10 protein-coding genes are annotated in these 17,609 nt (G+C 40.2%); 2 read left to right on the forward strand and 8 right to left on the reverse strand.

Annotation, left to right across the window (positions count from 1 at the left end; genetic code table 11):
• Positions 1-28 precede the first annotated feature (28 nt).
• The 6 genes from F8B77_RS07595 to F8B77_RS07620 form a co-directional block, all read right to left on the reverse strand.
• Entirely contained in the window at positions 29-1,456 is a 1,428-nt protein-coding gene (locus F8B77_RS07595) for an amino acid permease (protein ID WP_151654853.1), read from the reverse strand.
• Positions 1,457-1,548: 92 nt separating this feature from the next.
• Positions 1,549-2,001: a beta-galactosidase subunit beta gene (locus tag F8B77_RS07600; RefSeq protein ID WP_151654854.1), complete on the reverse strand. Its 453-nt coding sequence runs from the start codon at positions 1,999-2,001 to the stop codon at positions 1,549-1,551.
• On the reverse strand, positions 2,001-5,102 hold the full coding sequence (ebgA, locus tag F8B77_RS07605; protein ID WP_151654855.1) for a beta-galactosidase subunit alpha: 3,102 nt from the start codon (positions 5,100-5,102) through the stop codon (positions 2,001-2,003). Before ebgA ends, F8B77_RS07600 begins: the two co-directional genes overlap by 1 nt.
• Positions 5,103-5,438: 336 nt before the next feature.
• Positions 5,439-6,434, reverse strand: coding sequence for a transcriptional regulator EbgR (ebgR, locus tag F8B77_RS07610; protein ID WP_130086458.1), 996 nt, complete (start codon positions 6,432-6,434; stop codon positions 5,439-5,441).
• A gap of 164 nt (positions 6,435-6,598) precedes the next feature.
• The gene (locus tag F8B77_RS07615; RefSeq protein ID WP_151654856.1) at positions 6,599-7,609 is read right to left on the reverse strand and encodes a substrate-binding domain-containing protein; all 1,011 of its coding nucleotides are present in this window, start codon (positions 7,607-7,609) and stop codon (positions 6,599-6,601) included.
• A 174-nt stretch (positions 7,610-7,783) separates the two neighbouring features.
• Complete coding sequence (locus F8B77_RS07620; RefSeq protein ID WP_151654857.1) at positions 7,784-10,876, reverse strand: beta-galactosidase; 3,093 nt, start codon at positions 10,874-10,876, stop codon at positions 7,784-7,786.
• A 335-nt stretch (positions 10,877-11,211) separates the two neighbouring features.
• Here F8B77_RS07620 and F8B77_RS07625 point away from each other — a divergent pair, with 335 nt between their 5' ends.
• Both F8B77_RS07625 and melB read left to right on the forward strand, forming a co-directional pair.
• Positions 11,212-13,326, forward strand: a complete 2,115-nt coding sequence (locus F8B77_RS07625; protein WP_151654858.1) for an alpha-galactosidase — start codon at positions 11,212-11,214, stop codon at positions 13,324-13,326.
• Positions 13,327-13,598: 272 nt separating this feature from the next.
• Complete coding sequence (gene melB / locus F8B77_RS07630; RefSeq protein WP_151654859.1) at positions 13,599-14,978, forward strand: melibiose:sodium transporter MelB; 1,380 nt, start codon at positions 13,599-13,601, stop codon at positions 14,976-14,978.
• A gap of 60 nt (positions 14,979-15,038) precedes the next feature.
• On the opposite strand, the gene F8B77_RS07635 is transcribed toward melB, so the two are convergent.
• Complete coding sequence (locus F8B77_RS07635) at positions 15,039-15,755, reverse strand: 3'-5' exonuclease (RefSeq protein ID WP_151654860.1); 717 nt, start codon at positions 15,753-15,755, stop codon at positions 15,039-15,041.
• Positions 15,752-17,605 carry a DUF294 nucleotidyltransferase-like domain-containing protein gene (locus F8B77_RS07640; protein WP_151654861.1) on the reverse strand — a complete coding sequence of 618 codons (1,854 nt, stop codon included), beginning with the start codon at positions 17,603-17,605 and terminating at the stop codon, positions 15,752-15,754. The genes F8B77_RS07635 and F8B77_RS07640 overlap by 4 nt, the downstream gene beginning before the upstream one ends.
• Positions 17,606-17,609 lie beyond the last annotated feature (4 nt).

The following is a 17,609-nucleotide window of genomic DNA, read 5'->3' on the forward strand; positions in this document are numbered from 1 at the left end:
GGGCGCTTCAGTTATGTAGTTTCTTTAATTATTGAACAGCAGGTTTTGCTTCTTCAATTCGTTCTTCTTTAGATAATGATTTTTCGTATTGGCTGTATTTCCACCATGCATAACCAAGGAAGATAACAATACCACCGACGTTGTAGAAGATAATCGTCATGATATCAGCACCTGTAGGGAAGGTTGATGCAAAGAAACCAACTGTGAAGATACCAATCAGAATTGAAACCACAGTGATACCTGTAAGGCGAGAGCCCATTCTAAAGTCACGCTCTAGGTGATCCAATTTTATACGTAAGTTTAAGTACGCAATCATGATGAACAGTGGTGGAAGCATAGAGGCTGCCGCAGTCATGTTAATGATGGTGCTCATTAAATCTTGTACTGTATCAGACGCTAATGTAGGAATGAACATTAGTGGAATAACGATTAAGAACTGAATCCAGGCCGCACGTACCGGAACACCTTGTTTGTTTAGTGCTACTGTTTTTTCACCAAAAATACCTTTTGGAATTTCAGAGAAGAAGATCTTAACCGGTGTTGCTGTCCACATCAGTAATGAACCAAGCATTGCGGTAAACGATACAATACCTACAAAGCGGTTCATGATGATTTCAGAAAGGCCAAAGTGTCTTGCCATACCTTCAAATACTTGAACCGAACCACCGGTAAATTTCAGCTCTTCACGAGAGACAAAGACGTTAGCAACAATTGAACCGACAGAATAAAGCACACCGATAAAGATACCTGCAATGATGATCACTTTTACGAAAGATTTGTGACCGCCTTTGATGTCGTTTACATAAACTGCAACTGATTCTGCACCACCCGCAGCCATGAAGATCCACGTAATTACACCAAGGAACGCCCAGTTAAATGATGGAGTCATTGCTTCAATAGTGATTGGGTCTGCTGGCTCAATACCGCCAATTAACGCGCCGCCTGATAATAAAATGTAAGACAGAGTAAGTAGAAGCATTAATGATGAGGTTAAAGAGGTAATTGGACCTAGTAATTTCGCACCATTGTTTGATACATGAGTCGCTACCGCAAACAGTAGGGTACTTAATACCGCCGTGGTTAATGGTGTAAATATGTACTCGAACCCCAAGAAAGCATAAGACGCATAAGCAATGATTCTTGGTAGTAAAGAGGTGAAGAAGAATAGGTTAACAAACCAATAAGTATACGCGGTAATAAATGCCCAGCGACCACCGAGCGAACTTTTTACCCATGCATAAACACCGGCTTCGGAATTTTTATTAAGAGATACAAATTCGGCAACGATTAAACAAAATGGAACAAAATAGAACAGGGTTGCAAGGAAGAACATAGGTGCAGAGGATAGCCCGATCTCAATATTATTATTGATGATATTATTGAAGCTATAAACTGCAGCAAAAGTCATAGACAGTAAGGCGAACTTGCCTATCGTGCCACGAGTTGATGTAGACATAAGGTACTCCGATGAATCACATATTGTAGGGTAGGAGGGGTTTGGTCGGTTAAGATCCAACCCCTCTCATAGTTTTTTATTTCAGGTATTACTTATTTATTCAGGAAGTAGCCATCTTCGATAGTGACTTTTAGAACCACTTTACGAACACGACTATCGCCATGGAATTTGTAGGTTTTGCTGTTATCAAATACCGCGACTTGACCTTCACATAGTTGGTGTATTTGCCCATTACCGTTTAGATGCTCACGGTCGGTTTCATCTGAATACGCTTGCACGCTTTCTAGTTCAGACTTATTTGCAACCTCTACGGTTTCACGGCCTTCTAGGTAGTAATGAATATCAAAGTATCGGCGGTTACCAACAAAGGTTTCTGTGTTTTTAGCCACGCCATCTTCAATCATGTACACCAGAGAATCACCAATTGAATACATGATCCCATCTCTTAGGTTGCCAATGTTTTCAATCGCTTCAACACAACGGTTCCATTTACGGCCGTCACGATATACCATTTTAAATTGTTCTAGGTTGTCTAAAATGATCATTACTTTTCTCCGCCTTCAATTGTTGTTTTTGAAGTGAATGCTGTGTTTGAGATGAATGTGTGATTCGCCAATGTTTTTGGTGAACAGCCACCTTGTTGAAATGGAACCAAAGTCAGTGCGTATTGGAATTTATCCATGTAAACACGGTATGAATCCAACACCTCAGAGCCCCAAGAGTTTGAGCCTAAGCCCATCAGTTTGTGGTCAAGATTTAGGGTGATGTAACCACTCTTCTCAAGTTCAATCGTGTGCTGTGCTTCATGAATGTTTTGGCTCGTGTAGAACCAAGCGCTAAAGTTAATCTCTTGATCAGGCTTAACAAATAGACCAGAACCGTGACGATTGGCTAGCGATGCCCAACGAACGTGCTGACGGTTACCGTTGTTTTGTGGGAACGGGTAGTTCTCAAACATATTCGCTACCGTTGTTTGGTATACATCAATCATGTTTGCTTGTTGGCTGTCTTGATAGTTCTCTTCTGGGCCACGACCGTAGTATTGAACTTGGTCAAACTCATTATTGATGCCAAGATCTAAACCAATCACAGGGATAACATGAGGGTAATCACCGTAACGCTCCCCAGATAACTGAATGTTTAGCTGACCTTCTTTATTGATTTCATAAACGTAAGTACAACGCATACCAAAATCAAACACAGGTGGCGCAATAATGCTGGTTACCGTGAAAATGGCTTTACCGTTTGAGGCATCAAGGTCGATAGAGCGGAAGTGCTCTTGCATGATTTGAAGGTGTGCAGGCTCCCATAGACCTTCATGCTCTTGCTTATGGTTATCCACCATTGGTTTGAAGAAGTTCAGTTTAGGTGCGCTGGCAATTAACTCATCACCGTTTACAACCCATGAGGTTAATTTACCGTTCACTTTTGAGAAAGTAAGCGCAAAGTTCAACCCTTTTACCACATAATCTAAACGAGATGCTGTGATATCAAGAGCGATTGTATTACTGTTAGAGAACACTGGAAGCTGCTCTGTGTTTTCTTTTAACTGAACTTGATAAACTGCAATATCGTGATTCGCTTCGCTATACAGAGTGCGAGAATCTTTACGTACTGTGAAATTAACGAATGTTTCTCGTCCATCCAATTCTGGTAGTGTGATTTCAATATCACGGCTTGAGTTTTCAGTTAAGCCTTCTACTTTGAATGTTGTGCTTTGCAGTGTTTCGCCTTCTGCACGTATCTCAGCGGTAATGGTGTAGTCATCAAGATTTGAGAACCATAGTTTGTTATCTACCGTGAAAATGCCGTTTGCTGCATCTTTAGCTTGGATCTTAACCGGTGCGATAACTTGCTTGTATTCTTTTAAGCCTGGGCCTGGAGTTTGATCCGAGTAAACCAAACCATCCATACAGAAGTTGTAGTTGTTTGGATAATCGCCGTAATCGCCACCGTACTTTAAGAATTCAGTGCCGTTTTCGTCTTTCGCTAGGATGCCGTGATCACACCATTCCCAAACGTAATGCCCTTGAATTGAGTCATGTTTGTAGAACACGTTTTGGTATTCAGTTAACCCTCCAGGACCATTACCCATTGCGTGTGCGTATTCACAAATGATGCGTGGTTTATTGTGCGGATGCTCACCAAAGGCATTCATTAGTTGAGCACGAGAGTACATAGTACTGATGATATCAACGACTTCAGCATCACGATCTTCTTCATAATGAACCAGACGCGTGTCATCAATTGCTTTTGCTGCATCGTACATTGATTTGATGTTACAGCCGTAGCCTGATTCATTACCTAGCGACCACATGATGATAGAAGAGTGGTTTTTCTGAGCATGAATATGACGCTCAATACGCTCGACAAATACGTGTTCCCATGCAGGATCATTGGTGATGCGGCTTAAATCACCGACGTTAGCAAAGCCGTGCGTTTCTACATCAGTTTCACCCATAACAAACAGACCGTAAACGTCACACAGTTCATAAAAGCGTGGGTCATTAGGGTAGTGAGCAGTACGTACCGAGTTGATGTTGTGTTGCTTCATCAAAACGATGTCTTTCTCAACACGATCCATGCCGACAGCGCGACCCTTTAGGTGATCGTTATCGTGACGGTTCACACCATGAAGCATGACGTATTTGTTATTGATGTAGAACAGACCATCGCGCACTTTAATGTCACGGAAACCAACACGGTTCGGGATGATTTCTAATGTTTTACCATTCTCATCTTTTAGAGTCAGGATAAGTTGGTACAGGTAAGGATTTTCTGCCGTCCAATGCGTTGGGTTTTCCAGATCAATCTTGATCTCTACACTATGGTTTGCATCAAAAGTGAGTGAATTTACGGTACCCTCAGAAACAACAGACTTACCATCAAACAGTGCATATTCAAGTGAATAATTAGATGCTGAGTTATTTGTTAGGTTTTCTAACTCTGCCTTGCAAGACAGTGTCGCGCTTTGGTAATTTGCATCAAAATCAGTGCGAATGGTAATGTCTTGAACATGAACTTGCTCTTTACCAACGAGGTAAACATCCCGGAAGATACCGCCAGTCCACCACATGTCTTGGTCTTCAATGTAAGTGGAGTCAGCCCATTGCATGACACGAACAGAAAGCAGGTTTTCACCTTGTTGTGCAAATTCAGAGATATCAAATTCAGCAGTTAAACGGCTACCTTTACTAAAACCAACGTAGCTACCGTTTACGTACACTTCAAAGTAAGTTTCTACGCCATCAAATTTAATAATGGTTTGTTTGTTGTTCCAAGTTTCGCCTAACGTGAAGGTTCGTTGATAAGCGCCAGTAGGGTTGTCACTTGGTACAAAAGGAACATCGATAGGAAAAGGAAAGCCTTCATCGGTGTATTGAAGATCGCCATGACCTTCCATTTGCCACATGTTTGGAACGGTAATCTTGCCCCAATCGTTCATGTGCTCAGAGTAGAACTCATCAGGTACAAGCAGTGGGTTAGTGAAGAAGTTGAAATTCCATTGGCCACTTAATAACTGGTAGTGGCTGCTTAATTCACGTTGGAATGTCTTTGCAGACTGAACTGAATCGTATGAGAAAAAGTAAGCACGCGGTGCCATTCTGTTTTCATTAAGGCGGAAGAAGTTTTCCCAATTGTTCACGTGTAGCCTCCCGGACGATGCCGATAGTTCTTATAAATAGGTAATTAATAACTCTCTGGTAAAAGATATTAACTAAAGTTTTAGTAAAACAAATCGGTAAATTGTTTTACTTTTAACTTGGTCACATATTGAACTGAGCTTTGTGAGCTTGGTAACGTTAATAAGAGTTGTAGAAACAATTCATTAACCTTAATTGATTAATAAATAGATAAAATAATCGTGAAGTGATGGTGTATTGTGCAGAAATAGAAAAGAGTAGAGTAAATCGTTAAAATTTAGGTGCAAAAAAAGCAGCGTGATAAACGCTGCTTTTATTAAAATAAAAAAAGTTTTTAGTTATTTTTTAGTGGTATCACGCAAGCGTAATTTACTTGGAATATACACACGAACAGGGATCACTCGCTCATCACGACGGCGTTCAAGCAATAAGTTAACACCTTGGCTTCCCATTAGCTCTGAATGAATGCGAACGGTAGAGAGTGACGGGAAGGTAAACTTGGCAGTGGGTATGTCATTGACACTGATTAAAGCTATGTCTTCAGGAATGCGTAACCCTTTTTCATGAATCGCACGCAATACACCAATAGCTATAGAGTCTGAAGCAATAAACAGCGCATTTGCATGGTCGGTTTCTAGCATTGCTTTAGCCAGTTTATAACCTGATGAACTTGAGAAATCACCACGGTAGAGATCGGATTCTGAAACCACGCCTTTTAGTTGGCCGTATTCTGCAAACACTTCTTCACGAATATCAGAACAATCAATATCATCTTGACCACCAATAAAACCAATGCGTTGGTAACCTTGGTTCATGAAGTAGTTGATGACTTCTTTACTGATACGAGCAAGATCAATATCGACAGAATCAAAGTTTTGATCGTGATCGGTATAATCAATATAAACAATGTTTTTGCTGATCTTTTGAATTGCTTTTAGTTGTTCTTTTGTTTGACGACCAACCAGTAAAATACCATCTACCTTTGGGTTCTTTATCTCTAGGCTGCTTTCATAACTGTTGGTTAATGTGATATCAAATTTATCACATTGAGTTTCAATACCATGACGAATCGCAAGGTAGTAAGGATCATTCACTTCAGTTTCTTGTTTGTAATTATATAAAGCAAGGAAGTGCAGTTGTTCTTTTGCTACTTGAGGTAAAGCACTGGCCAGTTTACGGGTCGAGCTGGTTTTGTACTCAAGCTTTTCTGCTATCTCGAAAATACGTCGCTTGGTTTCTTCTTTTACACTTAGTGTTGGATCTTCATTTAATACACGAGATACCGTTGCCAATGAAACTTCAGCTTCGCTGGCTATTTCCTTTAACGTTGCCATTCATCCTCCAGCCAAAACGTCTTGTTATTTGTTCTGTAGTTATAGTACTGAATTAACACTTGCTACGATACTCAAATTATAACTAATTTAGTAAAACTTTTAGTATTTAGAAACAATCGTCGCATTTTATCGAAAATCTTTTGGGTTTGTTGGCTTAATGGTTTTTATTTCGATGAAATACAACCAACAGAAGAGCGACGAACTAAAATTGGAATAAATAATTTATGCTCTGTTTGTTCTTCTGTATCGCGACTGGCTAACTTGAGAGATAAGTTTACCGCTTGGTTTGCCATGATTTGGATAGGATAACGGATAGTCGTTAATCGAGGATAAATATAGCGAGCAATATGACCATCATCAAAACCAATGACTGACATGTCTTCAGGGATACGAATTCCGTTTTCTTGCAATAATGCCATACATCCTGCCGCCATATAATCGTTATAAGTAGCGATAGCTGTAATGGGGGTGTTCTTAGCAATCAAATTGATTACGGCTTGTTCTCCGCCTTCTTCATCGGGTTCGCCATATTCAATATATTCTTCTTTTATTTTAATATCATTATCTTCTAATGCTTGTAAGTAACCGGCTTTACGATCATAAGCATCATCAATCTCATGACTTGAGCAGATATAACCGATGTGTTGGTGCCCTTGGCGGATCAAGTGCTCTGTTGCAAGGTAAGAGCCCTTGTAATTATCAAGTGCAATGCAGCGAGAGGAAATTTCAGGAATAAAGCGATTAATAAGAACCATTCCTGGAACTTCATCCGCTAATTTAATCAGAACGTCATTACTTAACCCTTTACTGTGCACCACTAATGATTCACAACGGCTATTAATTAGTAAATCAATGGCGTTTTTTTCTTTGGTTGCATCATGATACCCATTACCAATAAGAACCTGTTTTCCTTGTTCGTTAGCAACCGTATCAATGGCTTTTACCATAGAGCCAAAGAAAGGAGCAGAAACGTCATTTACTAACACGCCAATGGTATTTGATGTTTTACTTACTAAAGCACGAGCGTTTGAATTTGGGCGATAACCTAAGGTTTCCATGGCTTTTTTGACTGCAACAATCGCTTTCTCACTGGTGTGTGGGGCATTGTTGATGACTCGTGATGTCGTTGCAATCGATACGCCTGCTTCTTTTGCTACGTCTTTAATGGTCGCCATAGAAATCTCTTATTCTTATTTGTGCTGTAGGGGGTATTGGTTTGTTTTGAAGTAACTTGTTTAATATAAAGGATTTTATCTTTAAATAAAGCAATGTAATTAACATCGCGATAAGAAAAACAAAAAAAATCCTCAGAACGGCGATTCTGAGGATTTGATTTGAGAGTAGTGAGTTTACTGCGTTTTAGGTTTAAAACTTAATTGATAACGGTAAGATTTATCGGTCAACTGATATTCCTTATGAACACTTGGGCTCCATGAGTCATCGCCGCCAACGCCCATGTGCTTATGATCGATTCGTAAATAGACCTTATCTTCTTCATACAAATCATTAGTGTGTTTGGCTTTTGTTAGTTGAGCTAAGCTGTATCGACTGACATTGAATTGATAGTCTCCCATAATTTCAATATTACCTGCTTGCAACCACTTAGTATCGCAGCGTAACCCACTGTCTGTCGGGAAAATATACGGTGTATGCATCGTTTCTAATGATTGAGTGTAGTGACCAAAACGGGCAGCGGCTAAGCGGTCAGGGTAGTTCTCAAATGGCCCTAATCCTTTCCATGAAATGTTGGTATTATTATGTTTTAGTGGCAACTCTAGCTCTAGCCCAATACGTGGCATTGGTGGTAAGTGATCTGCCAATGTTACTGAGATATCAAGCGACATTTCACCATCATCACAGAAGGTATAATTCCAAACAGAGAGTGCTTGAATTTGATTGTTGTGTTGGTATGCAAACGTTGAACTCACCAGAACAGAATCAGATGAGACATTGGCATGACTCTTTATACACTCTTGCTTCCAGTGACCTATACCGGCTTCTTCCCAGCGACATACCCACGCATTTGGGTCGACAAAATCGACTTCACTCACACCAATGTCATTATCTAATGGCGCACGGAAAAAGTTATCTTTTGGTGATGCTAAAAACTGAGGCTCACCGTTGACTTGCCAATCAGTTAGAAGACCCGTCGCACGGTTTAATTGCCATTGATGCACTTCGTTATGACTGGTAATAAATATGTGATTGTCATCTTCTGTTAATAAAGGAGCAATAAGAGCATTGGTAGCAGGAAGCATTAACCCATTTGGATTGGTTAATACAAACTGCTCAGTTGTCATCACATGACCTGTGGATGCCCATGGCGTATCGCTGAGTAACGTCACATCGATGGATAAGTGGTACTGCGCTTGTGGTTTTGTGGTGAATGCAAGGTCTAGATTAACGGTTTCGTTATCGTTAGCCTCGATACTTAATACGTGATCACCGGTTAATACAGCAACGCCATTTTCTAATAAACGCCATTGCAATACTTCATTATCAGCCGCACGGAAAAGGTGCTCATTATGAATGCGTAAAGTGCATTGATTTGATGTTTGATTTATCAATTCAATGTTGATCATTCGTTGGCTATATTTTGCTTCTTCTAGCGTGGGGTGTGGTGTTCTGTCTGGGAACATCAATCCATTAATACAGAATTGACGATCATTAATGACATCACCAAAATCACCACCATAAGCCCAGAAGTGTTGTCCATTTTCATCGTGTTGAGTGATCCCTTGATCAACCCAATCCCAAATGAAACCACCTTGAAGGCGAGGGTATTCGCGGAAGGCTTTCCAATAGTCATCAAAACTACCTAGGCTATTTCCCATCGCATGTGCGTATTCACATAAGATCAATGGGCGTTGTTCATTAGGTAATGAAACCCATTTTTTTATAGGCCATTTCGGAACAGCTTCATCTTCAATGGTGGTATCTACACGGGCGTACATTGGGCAAATGATGTCAGTAGCTGTGCTATTTGCGCCACCGCCTTCGTATTGCACAGGACGAGAGGGATCAAACTGTTTTGACCAAGCGTACATCGCATTGTGAGTACTGCCATGGCCTGATTCATTACCCAGCGACCATAAAATAATAGAGGCGTGGTTTTTATCTCGCATCACCATTTGTGTATAACGACTCATGTAGGCGTGGGCCCACTGAGGATCGGTTGATAAGCGGTTCATTGGGATCATGCCATGCGTTTCAATATTGGCTTCATCACACACATACAAACCGTATTGATCACACAGTTCATACCATCGAGGGTGGTTAGGGTAGTGTGCGGTACGTACGGCATTAAAATTGTATTGTTTCATCAAACAGATATCGCGGATCATGTCTTCTTCTGTCATGACATGTCCAAGCTCTGGGTGGTGCTCATGACGGTTTACGCCACGGATCAACAAAGGCTGGCCATTTAGCTTTAGCTGACTATCGTGGATTTCGACTTTACGAAAACCAACGTGATAGGCTTCACTTTCAATATGTTGTCCGTCTTCGTCTAATAATGAAACAACAAGGCGGTATAGATTTGGTGTTTCAGCGGTCCATTTTTTTGGATCACGAACGGACAGTGTTTGAAAAATAACATTATCGTACGAGCCACGCTCATCAATGCGTCGGTTATGTGGCGAAGCGATGATAGGATCAGTAACGGCACCGTTTTCATCAAAAAGCTGAGTTTGAATTTGTGATGTCACTGGAGCATTAATGGTCGTGACAATCGATAAGCTGCCATCACGATAACAGGCATCTAAATCAGGGGTAATAAATACGTCTTCAATGCACTGTTTTGGTTTTGATAATAAAGTGACATCGCGGAATATTCCACTTAGCCACCACATGTCCTGATCTTCTAAATAGCTGCCATCACTCCAACGGATCACCATGACAGATAAGGTATTGCTACCAACATGAAGGTGCTCTGTTAGGTCAAATTCAGTAGGTAAACGGCTGTCTTGGCTATAACCTATCCACACACCATTACACCACAAATGAAAAGCCGAATTAACGCCATCAAAAATAATACGCTGTGTTTCTGTAAGATTTTCTTCTGTTAATGACAGCGTTGTTCGGTAGCAACCTGTTGGGTTCTCTTGTGGAACATAAGGAGGATTGACATCAAATGGGTATTTTACATTGGCATAAATAGGTTTGTCATAACCCTGAAGTTGCCAATTTGAAGGCACGGTAATGTCATTCCATGTCGTATCATCAAATTCAGGTTGAATGAATTCACCATTGACAGTTTCTGGTGCCGAAAATAAGTGAAATTTCCATTGTCCGTTTAATGAAGTGCGTTGAGAACGCTGATTTTCTTGTGCGTCAGCAAGAGAGCGAAAGCTGGCTAATGGACTGTGTGCTTTTAAGCAATGAATATTAACCGACTGTGGGTTTTCCCAATCGCGTCGTTGCAAAATGGCTGAAAATTCCATCGTGATATTCCTACGTACTGATTTAATGAGAGTGCGAAATGAGCAACAAAAGGGGGAAATCGTTACCCTTCGCACTAATATGAAGGCAGTGTAAATAATTTCTGGAAACGTTTACATGATGGAGTCGTCATTTTTAATTTATCTTCCTTTCTATCGTGTTAATTGTGATCTTTGTCACATTTAATGCCTTGTTTTATCTGTTTCTTATCCGATTTACTGGGTTTAAAGTGAAATTTTATTTTCTGTAAACGTTTCCATAATTTGCGGTGATTCACAGAAAGATTCATTTTTTTCTTTATTATAGAGGGCAATTAAAACTGCTTACGGTTTATCTCATGACGCAAAAAGAAATCATTGTATTAACGGGTACAAATAGCCAAGTGATTATTGACGTTGGTGAATGTGCAGAGATCCTACATTGGGGGAAGCCTGTAAGTGGTGATATCACTTCTTTCTGTTCTTCACTTTTGCGTCCAGTTCCTTACGGTCGTTTGGATAATGATGTCGCAATGACGCTGGCGCCAGAGTTAGGCCGAGGCGTATTCAGCAGTCCATGCCTTGAAGGGCATCGCAATGGTGCGGATTGGGCTCCTGTATTTGTCATCACAGAGGTTGAGTCAAATGCACACAGCGTCACTCTAACAAGTGAAGATGCACTTGCTGGATTACGAATGATAACGGAGCTGAGTTTAGATAAACAAGATGTAATCAAAACGCGTCACTCTCTTATTAATATAAAATCAACACCTTACCAAGTTAATCGATTAGCAAATACCTTACCGTTACCCGTTCGTGCTGCGGAGCTAATGACGTATTACGGTCGCTGGATTCATGAATTTCAAACGGTTCGTCAGCCATTACAACAAGGTGGATACCAACAAGAAAACCGTCGTGGACGTACCTCTCATGAGCATTACCCGGCATTAGTTGCAGGCACCCGTCACTTTGATGAAATGCAAGGCGATGTGTATGGATTTCATTTTGCATGGAGTGGTAATCACCGTTTGCGTGTTGATGTAAAAGCCGATGGCCGTCGTTATATGCAGGCCGAAGTGATATATCTTCCGGGTGAAATTAGCTTGCAACAAGGTGAGGAATTAACAACACCGTGGTTATATGCAAGTTACAGTAATCAAGGATTGAATGGCATGAGTCATCAATTTCACTCTCATGTCAGAGAATCAATTCTTGATAAGCAAATCATAAATACGGCACGACCAATTCACCTTAATACGTGGGAAGGGATCTATTTTGAGCATGATCCTGACTACATTATGGAAATGGCAACGCAATCGGCTCAAATGGGCGTCGAGCGTTTCATTATTGATGATGGTTGGTTCAAAGGTCGAAATGGCGATAAAGCCGCGTTGGGAGATTGGTTTTTAGATGCAGATAAATACCCAAATGGATTAGCACCAATTATTGATCATGTACGCGAATTAGGAATGGAGTTTGGTCTCTGGTTTGAACCTGAAATGATCAATAAAGATTCTGATTTATATCGTCAACACCCAGATTGGTTACTGGCAGTTGAAGGTTATGATCAGCCAACAGGACGTAACCAATACGTTATTAACCTGCAAAATGGTGACGCGTTTAACTATCTTTATGAACGATTAGATCATTTCTTAACCCAATATGCCATTGATTATATTAAATGGGACATGAACCGTGAGGTGGTGCAGCCAGCTCATAATGGTCATGCTGCAGGGCATCAACAAGTGGTACGTTACTATCAATTGGTCGATAAGATCCGTACGGCACATCCAAAGGTTGATATTGAATCATGTGCGGCAGGGGGAGGGCGTATTGATTTTGAAGTGTTAAAGCGTACGCATCGTTTTTGGCCATCGGATAATAATGACGCGTTAGAGCGACAACGTATTCAACGAGGCATGAGTTATTTCTTCCCTCCTGAAGTGATGGGCAGTCACATTGGTTCAAGCCATTGTCACAGCACTCGTCGTCGCCATAGCATTGAGTTTAGAGGGTTAACGGCGATATTCGGACACATGGGTATTGAGCTTGATCCGGTTAAAGAGCTGCAAGAGGAAAAACAAGGGTTTGAGCGCTACATTCAATTGCATAAAACATTACGCCCGTTATTGCATACAGGTCGAACATGGCGAATTCCATCGGATGATGAGGCACATCAAATTCATGCGGTAGTGGCGAATGATCACTCTGAAGCCATCGTTTTGTTGGCACAATTAGCAATGCCAACCAATTCGCTAAGTGGACATTTACGTATTCCCGGCTTAGATCGTAGTGCGATATATCAGGTGAGCATTTTAGATAAACCCGCCAATTATAATGAGATTGTAAATTATCAGCCTTTTTGGACAGAATCCGATTGCCAGTTATCAGGTGAATGGTGCGAAGACGTGGGGCTGACTATGCCCATTCTAGATGCTGAAAGTGCTATGTTAATCAAATTAAAAAAACTGTAAACGCTAACAATAAAGCGTCATGTGCTAGGTAAGCCTTTGTTTATTTGTAATTTATTTGCATTTAAATAAAGGCTTTTTTTATCTTTAAAAATAACAAGATGGGGTAGATCAGCGTTAAGATCTCATTTTTGGAATATAACTGGAAACGTTTCCATAAAGTGGTTTTTGGTCACGGAATAATAGTTACGGAGTGGGTAGCATGGCATCATCAATTAAGTAGGAATGAATCTCTAGTTAAAAAGAGAACTTCCACCATCGGAAAGGAATATAAGATGTCTGAAAAAATTACTCTACAAACTAAACTTTCTTACGGTCTTGGTGCATTAGGAAAAGATTTTGCCTGTGCGCCGATTTATATATTTTTAATGTTTTATTTTACCGACGTGGCGGGCTTATCTGCGGCGTTTGTGGGAACGATCTTTTTAGCTGCCCGTATTATTGATGCTATTACTGATCCGATGATGGGCGTTATTGTTGATAATACTCGTTCTAAATTTGGTAAGTTTCGCCCTTGGATTGTGATTGGCACACTCTTAAATGCAATCGTACTTGTTGGTCTTTTTAGTACACACATGTTTGAAGGCACTACGTTATACATTTATGCAGCAGCCGCTTATATCCTTTGGGGTTTAACTTACACCATTATGGATATTCCTTACTGGTCAATGATCCCTGCGCTATCAAACTCTCGTCAAGAGCGTGAAAAACTGGTGGTATGGCCTCGCTTGTTTGCAAGCCTTGCATGGTTTATTACCGGCACTTATGGCCTACATATTGTGGGTGAGTTAGGCAAAGGCAACCAAGGTGATGGTTTCTTCAATGTTGCGATGCTAATTGCGGTTTTATTTGTATTAAGTGCCTTCTTAATTGCTCGTAATGTAAAAGAACCAGTTCGAGAAACAAGCGTTAAAGCAGAGAAATTTAGCTTTAAAGATGTACTGATTATCATTGGTAAAAACGATCAATTAAAAGCGTTGATTGGTACGGTATTATCTTTTCAAATTGCGAATTTATTAGTCGGCGGTTTTGCTATTTACTACTTCACTTACGCGTTGGGTAATCCTGAACTATTTCCGATTTATATGATGGTTGCAGGTATTGCTGAAGTGGCTGGCGTCTTTTTGTTCCCGCGCTTAGCGACACTTTTCCCTCGTAAATATTTATGGTTAATGGCGTGTGGTTTCCCTGTAGTGTCTTGTGTGCTTCTAATTGTTATGGGTATTGTTTCTCCTGGTAATGCTTTATTAATTGGTTGTGCTGGTGCAGCAATTAAGTTTGGTGTGGGCATTGCAAATGCTTTGCAAACCGTAATGCTAGCGGATGTGGTTGATTACGGTGAATATAAAACCGGCCGCCGCAGTGAGAGTGTTATTTTCTCAGTTCAAACAATGCTTGTGAAATTTGCAGGTGCAGCAGGTGGCTTTATCGTTGGTATGGGGTTATCGATTGTAGGTTACATTCCAAACGTAGCGCAATCAGCAGAAACTATCATGGGACTTCACTTTATGATGGCAGGTGTTCCGGCGATACTTATGACAGTGAGTGGATTAATTTACCAACGTTACTATCGATTACATGATGGTTTCAACTCGCAGCATATTCACGCAGACAAAGCAGAAATGATGACAGGCCAAAGAATAGAAGCGTCATAGAAAAATCATCAAATAATGCGTATTCATTGTAGGTCACGTCTGTTGTGGACGTGGCCTTTTTTAGTGTGAATATTGATAAATCTGCTCAATGGTTTGGTTTTCTTGTTTTAAAATTTTCTGTGTTTGAGCTAAAAATAGTTCAGCCGTCGCTAGTGAATCAATAAGGGCATTATGTGCGGCATAGCGCGGCAATTTATAGCGCTCCCTGACGAGGTGCAATTGCTGGCTTTGTGGTGTCATTATTCCTAATTTTCTAGCAATATTAACTTCAATCGAAAGGGTATCGATCCAAACAAAAGGAAGAGGAGGTAATGAAAATTTCATATGGATGTAATGGGCTAAAAAAGCATATTCAATGGATTTGCCATGCACAATAAGACTTCGACCTTTTGCGGCCATCAAAAATTGTAATATGGCTTCACTCAGGGAGATTCCGTCAACCAGCATTGTAGGTACGATATGATTAATGATTGCCGTTTCTTTTTTTATACTGTGCCCATGGTTAATGTAATAATGTCGCGCGGATGACATATCTATCTTGCCTTGATTTATCTCTATCCAACCAATACTCAATATTTGATCATTTTGAGCGTTTATCCCTGTTGTTTCTAAATCAAAAACAAGAAAGGACAATTCTTTAATGAATGATGTTCCCTGTGGTAATGGAAAATTGAGTGCAGTTCTCATCTCTTTTGTTAACGCTTCTGTTTCTAAATAGCGTTGTTTATGCTTAATGAGCTTTTGCCACGTAGTCTGACGTTTAAATAAAGAGATCATGCTAATAGTCCTAAATTTATTTTAGTGACTTTTTGCCAATCATCAATTAGGCGAAATGCGTCTTTAATGTGCTGACGTTCAAAGCTACCAAAATAATTGGGATTGATATGGTGATCTGGTTGTTGACCACGAGCAAGCGTATCTGCTTGATATGAGAAGCGGAAATTACATAAAAAATCGTAAGCACTTAAGATATTTTTTAATGAAGCATCACTGATAAAGCCTTGTTGATTGGCGATCAGTAAACGTTCTCGAGTGTTCGGCTCTGATGTTTTTGCCGCTAAGCTATACAGACGGGCCAAATCGACAATAATATTAATACCATGGCGTTTAATATTCAGTGTCTTTTCATTGTTGTCATTTTTGACCAAGATTAAGTTATTAAAAATGCCTAATGGTGCTCGGTGTTGTAATGAGTCAGTAAATAAGGTCGTAAGTAAATACGTATTGGCGGTACGATCTTGTATTTCATTTTGGATGGAACGAAGAAATAAAGCGTTACCTGCGATGGTTCTTGTATCGAGAAACACACTCAGATTCAGTAGAAAAGCGTATTCAGGATTAGAAATCCATTTTTTATAATACGCCTTCCATGTTGATAATGGTTGGCACCATTTGGGTGTTACAGCCATGAATTTTCCAGGACATAAACTGTAGCCACTGCTATCCATACCTTTTGTTACTATCATAGCAAGGTGTTGAAAATACAATCGATCTTGGGATGTGGCCTCATCCGATAATATCAGAGCGCTGTCTTGATCTGAGGAAATGTGGACTTCATTACGAGCATGTGAGCCCGCAACTACCCATGCATAATCACAGGGTGGTGGGCCTAGGCGCTTAATCGCAATATCAATGAGTCGTTGATTATAAGTATCCATAATAATGGTCATGATTTGACTTATCACTACAGCTGGCACTTTTTCTTTCACTAACTGATTAAAAATGATTTGACGCTGGGGAGCGTATTGAGCCAGTTCTTCTTCGTTGAGTGCTGATTTTATTTTATCTATAAAGAAAATCGCTTGTAGTCGATTGTTTTGTAGTAACAAAGGAAGTGTGACTAAAGCAATAACTTTGTGACTATCCATCACGGGAAGATGCTTAATGTTGGATTGCATCATGGTAATAATGGCTTGATAAATCAAAGAAGAAGAACAAATAGTGATGGGATTTACGGTCATTATATGGTGTATAGGTTGATAGATATTGAAGGCATCAGCGATGACTCTTTCAGTCATGTCAGCATTCGTAACAATGCCGACTAAACGTTCTTTATCGGTAACAATAGCGCAAGAGGCTTTGTTGAGACGCATATGCTGTGCGACCTCATAAATGGATGTATCTTTATCGACTTCAAGGGTGTGTGAGGTAGAGACATCTTGAATGCTATTTAAAAAATGGTTGTTATCATTATTAGACCATACTGCATTTATTGCAGAATTAATGCGCACTTCTGTTTCTGTATCAAATAGATGAGTGTATTCAGGATACGTATGTTGTATGTCATGAATGACGCTAATGGGAATTAAATACAACAATGAGCTTTCAATGGCTTTGATCTGATAGTCATGCGTATTTTTTAATAAGCTAAAGCCAAATACATCTTCTTCACCTAAGCGTGAACGCAATGATCCATCTTGATGAATTTGCTCGATAGCACCTGTGCGGATCAGATACAAATATTGCTGGTGCTCTTGAGTTGATGAATCAAGGTGCTCATTTTCACCTAAATAGATAATACGAATTTTTGAGGAGATACGCTCGACCATCGTTTTAGGCAAACGAGTGAATGGGTCAATACGTGAAATAAAGTCAATGATATTCTGAATTAAAGGATCTTGCTGCATTAGA

Source organism: Aliivibrio finisterrensis, from assembly GCF_008933155.1.
Lineage (GTDB): Bacteria > Pseudomonadota > Gammaproteobacteria > Enterobacterales > Vibrionaceae > Aliivibrio > Aliivibrio finisterrensis.

Excerpts from the sequence above, each read along its gene's own strand:
- melB (WP_151654859.1), top strand. The coding sequence starts at position 13,599 with ATGTCTGAAAAAATTACTCTACAAACTAAACTTTCTTACGGTCTTGGT.
- F8B77_RS07620 (WP_151654857.1), bottom strand. The coding sequence starts at position 10,876 with ATGGAATTTTCAGCCATTTTGCAACGACGCGATTGGGAAAACCCACAG.
- F8B77_RS07640 (WP_151654861.1), bottom strand. The coding sequence starts at position 17,605 with ATGCAGCAAGATCCTTTAATTCAGAATATCATTGACTTTATTTCACGT.
- ebgR (WP_130086458.1), bottom strand. The coding sequence starts at position 6,434 with ATGGCAACGTTAAAGGAAATAGCCAGCGAAGCTGAAGTTTCATTGGCA.
- F8B77_RS07600 (WP_151654854.1), bottom strand. The coding sequence starts at position 2,001 with ATGATCATTTTAGACAACCTAGAACAATTTAAAATGGTATATCGTGAC.
- F8B77_RS07615 (WP_151654856.1), bottom strand. The coding sequence starts at position 7,609 with ATGGCGACCATTAAAGACGTAGCAAAAGAAGCAGGCGTATCGATTGCA.
- F8B77_RS07625 (WP_151654858.1), top strand. The coding sequence starts at position 11,212 with ATGACGCAAAAAGAAATCATTGTATTAACGGGTACAAATAGCCAAGTG.
- F8B77_RS07635 (WP_151654860.1), bottom strand. The coding sequence starts at position 15,755 with ATGATCTCTTTATTTAAACGTCAGACTACGTGGCAAAAGCTCATTAAG.
- F8B77_RS07595 (WP_151654853.1), bottom strand. The coding sequence starts at position 1,456 with ATGTCTACATCAACTCGTGGCACGATAGGCAAGTTCGCCTTACTGTCT.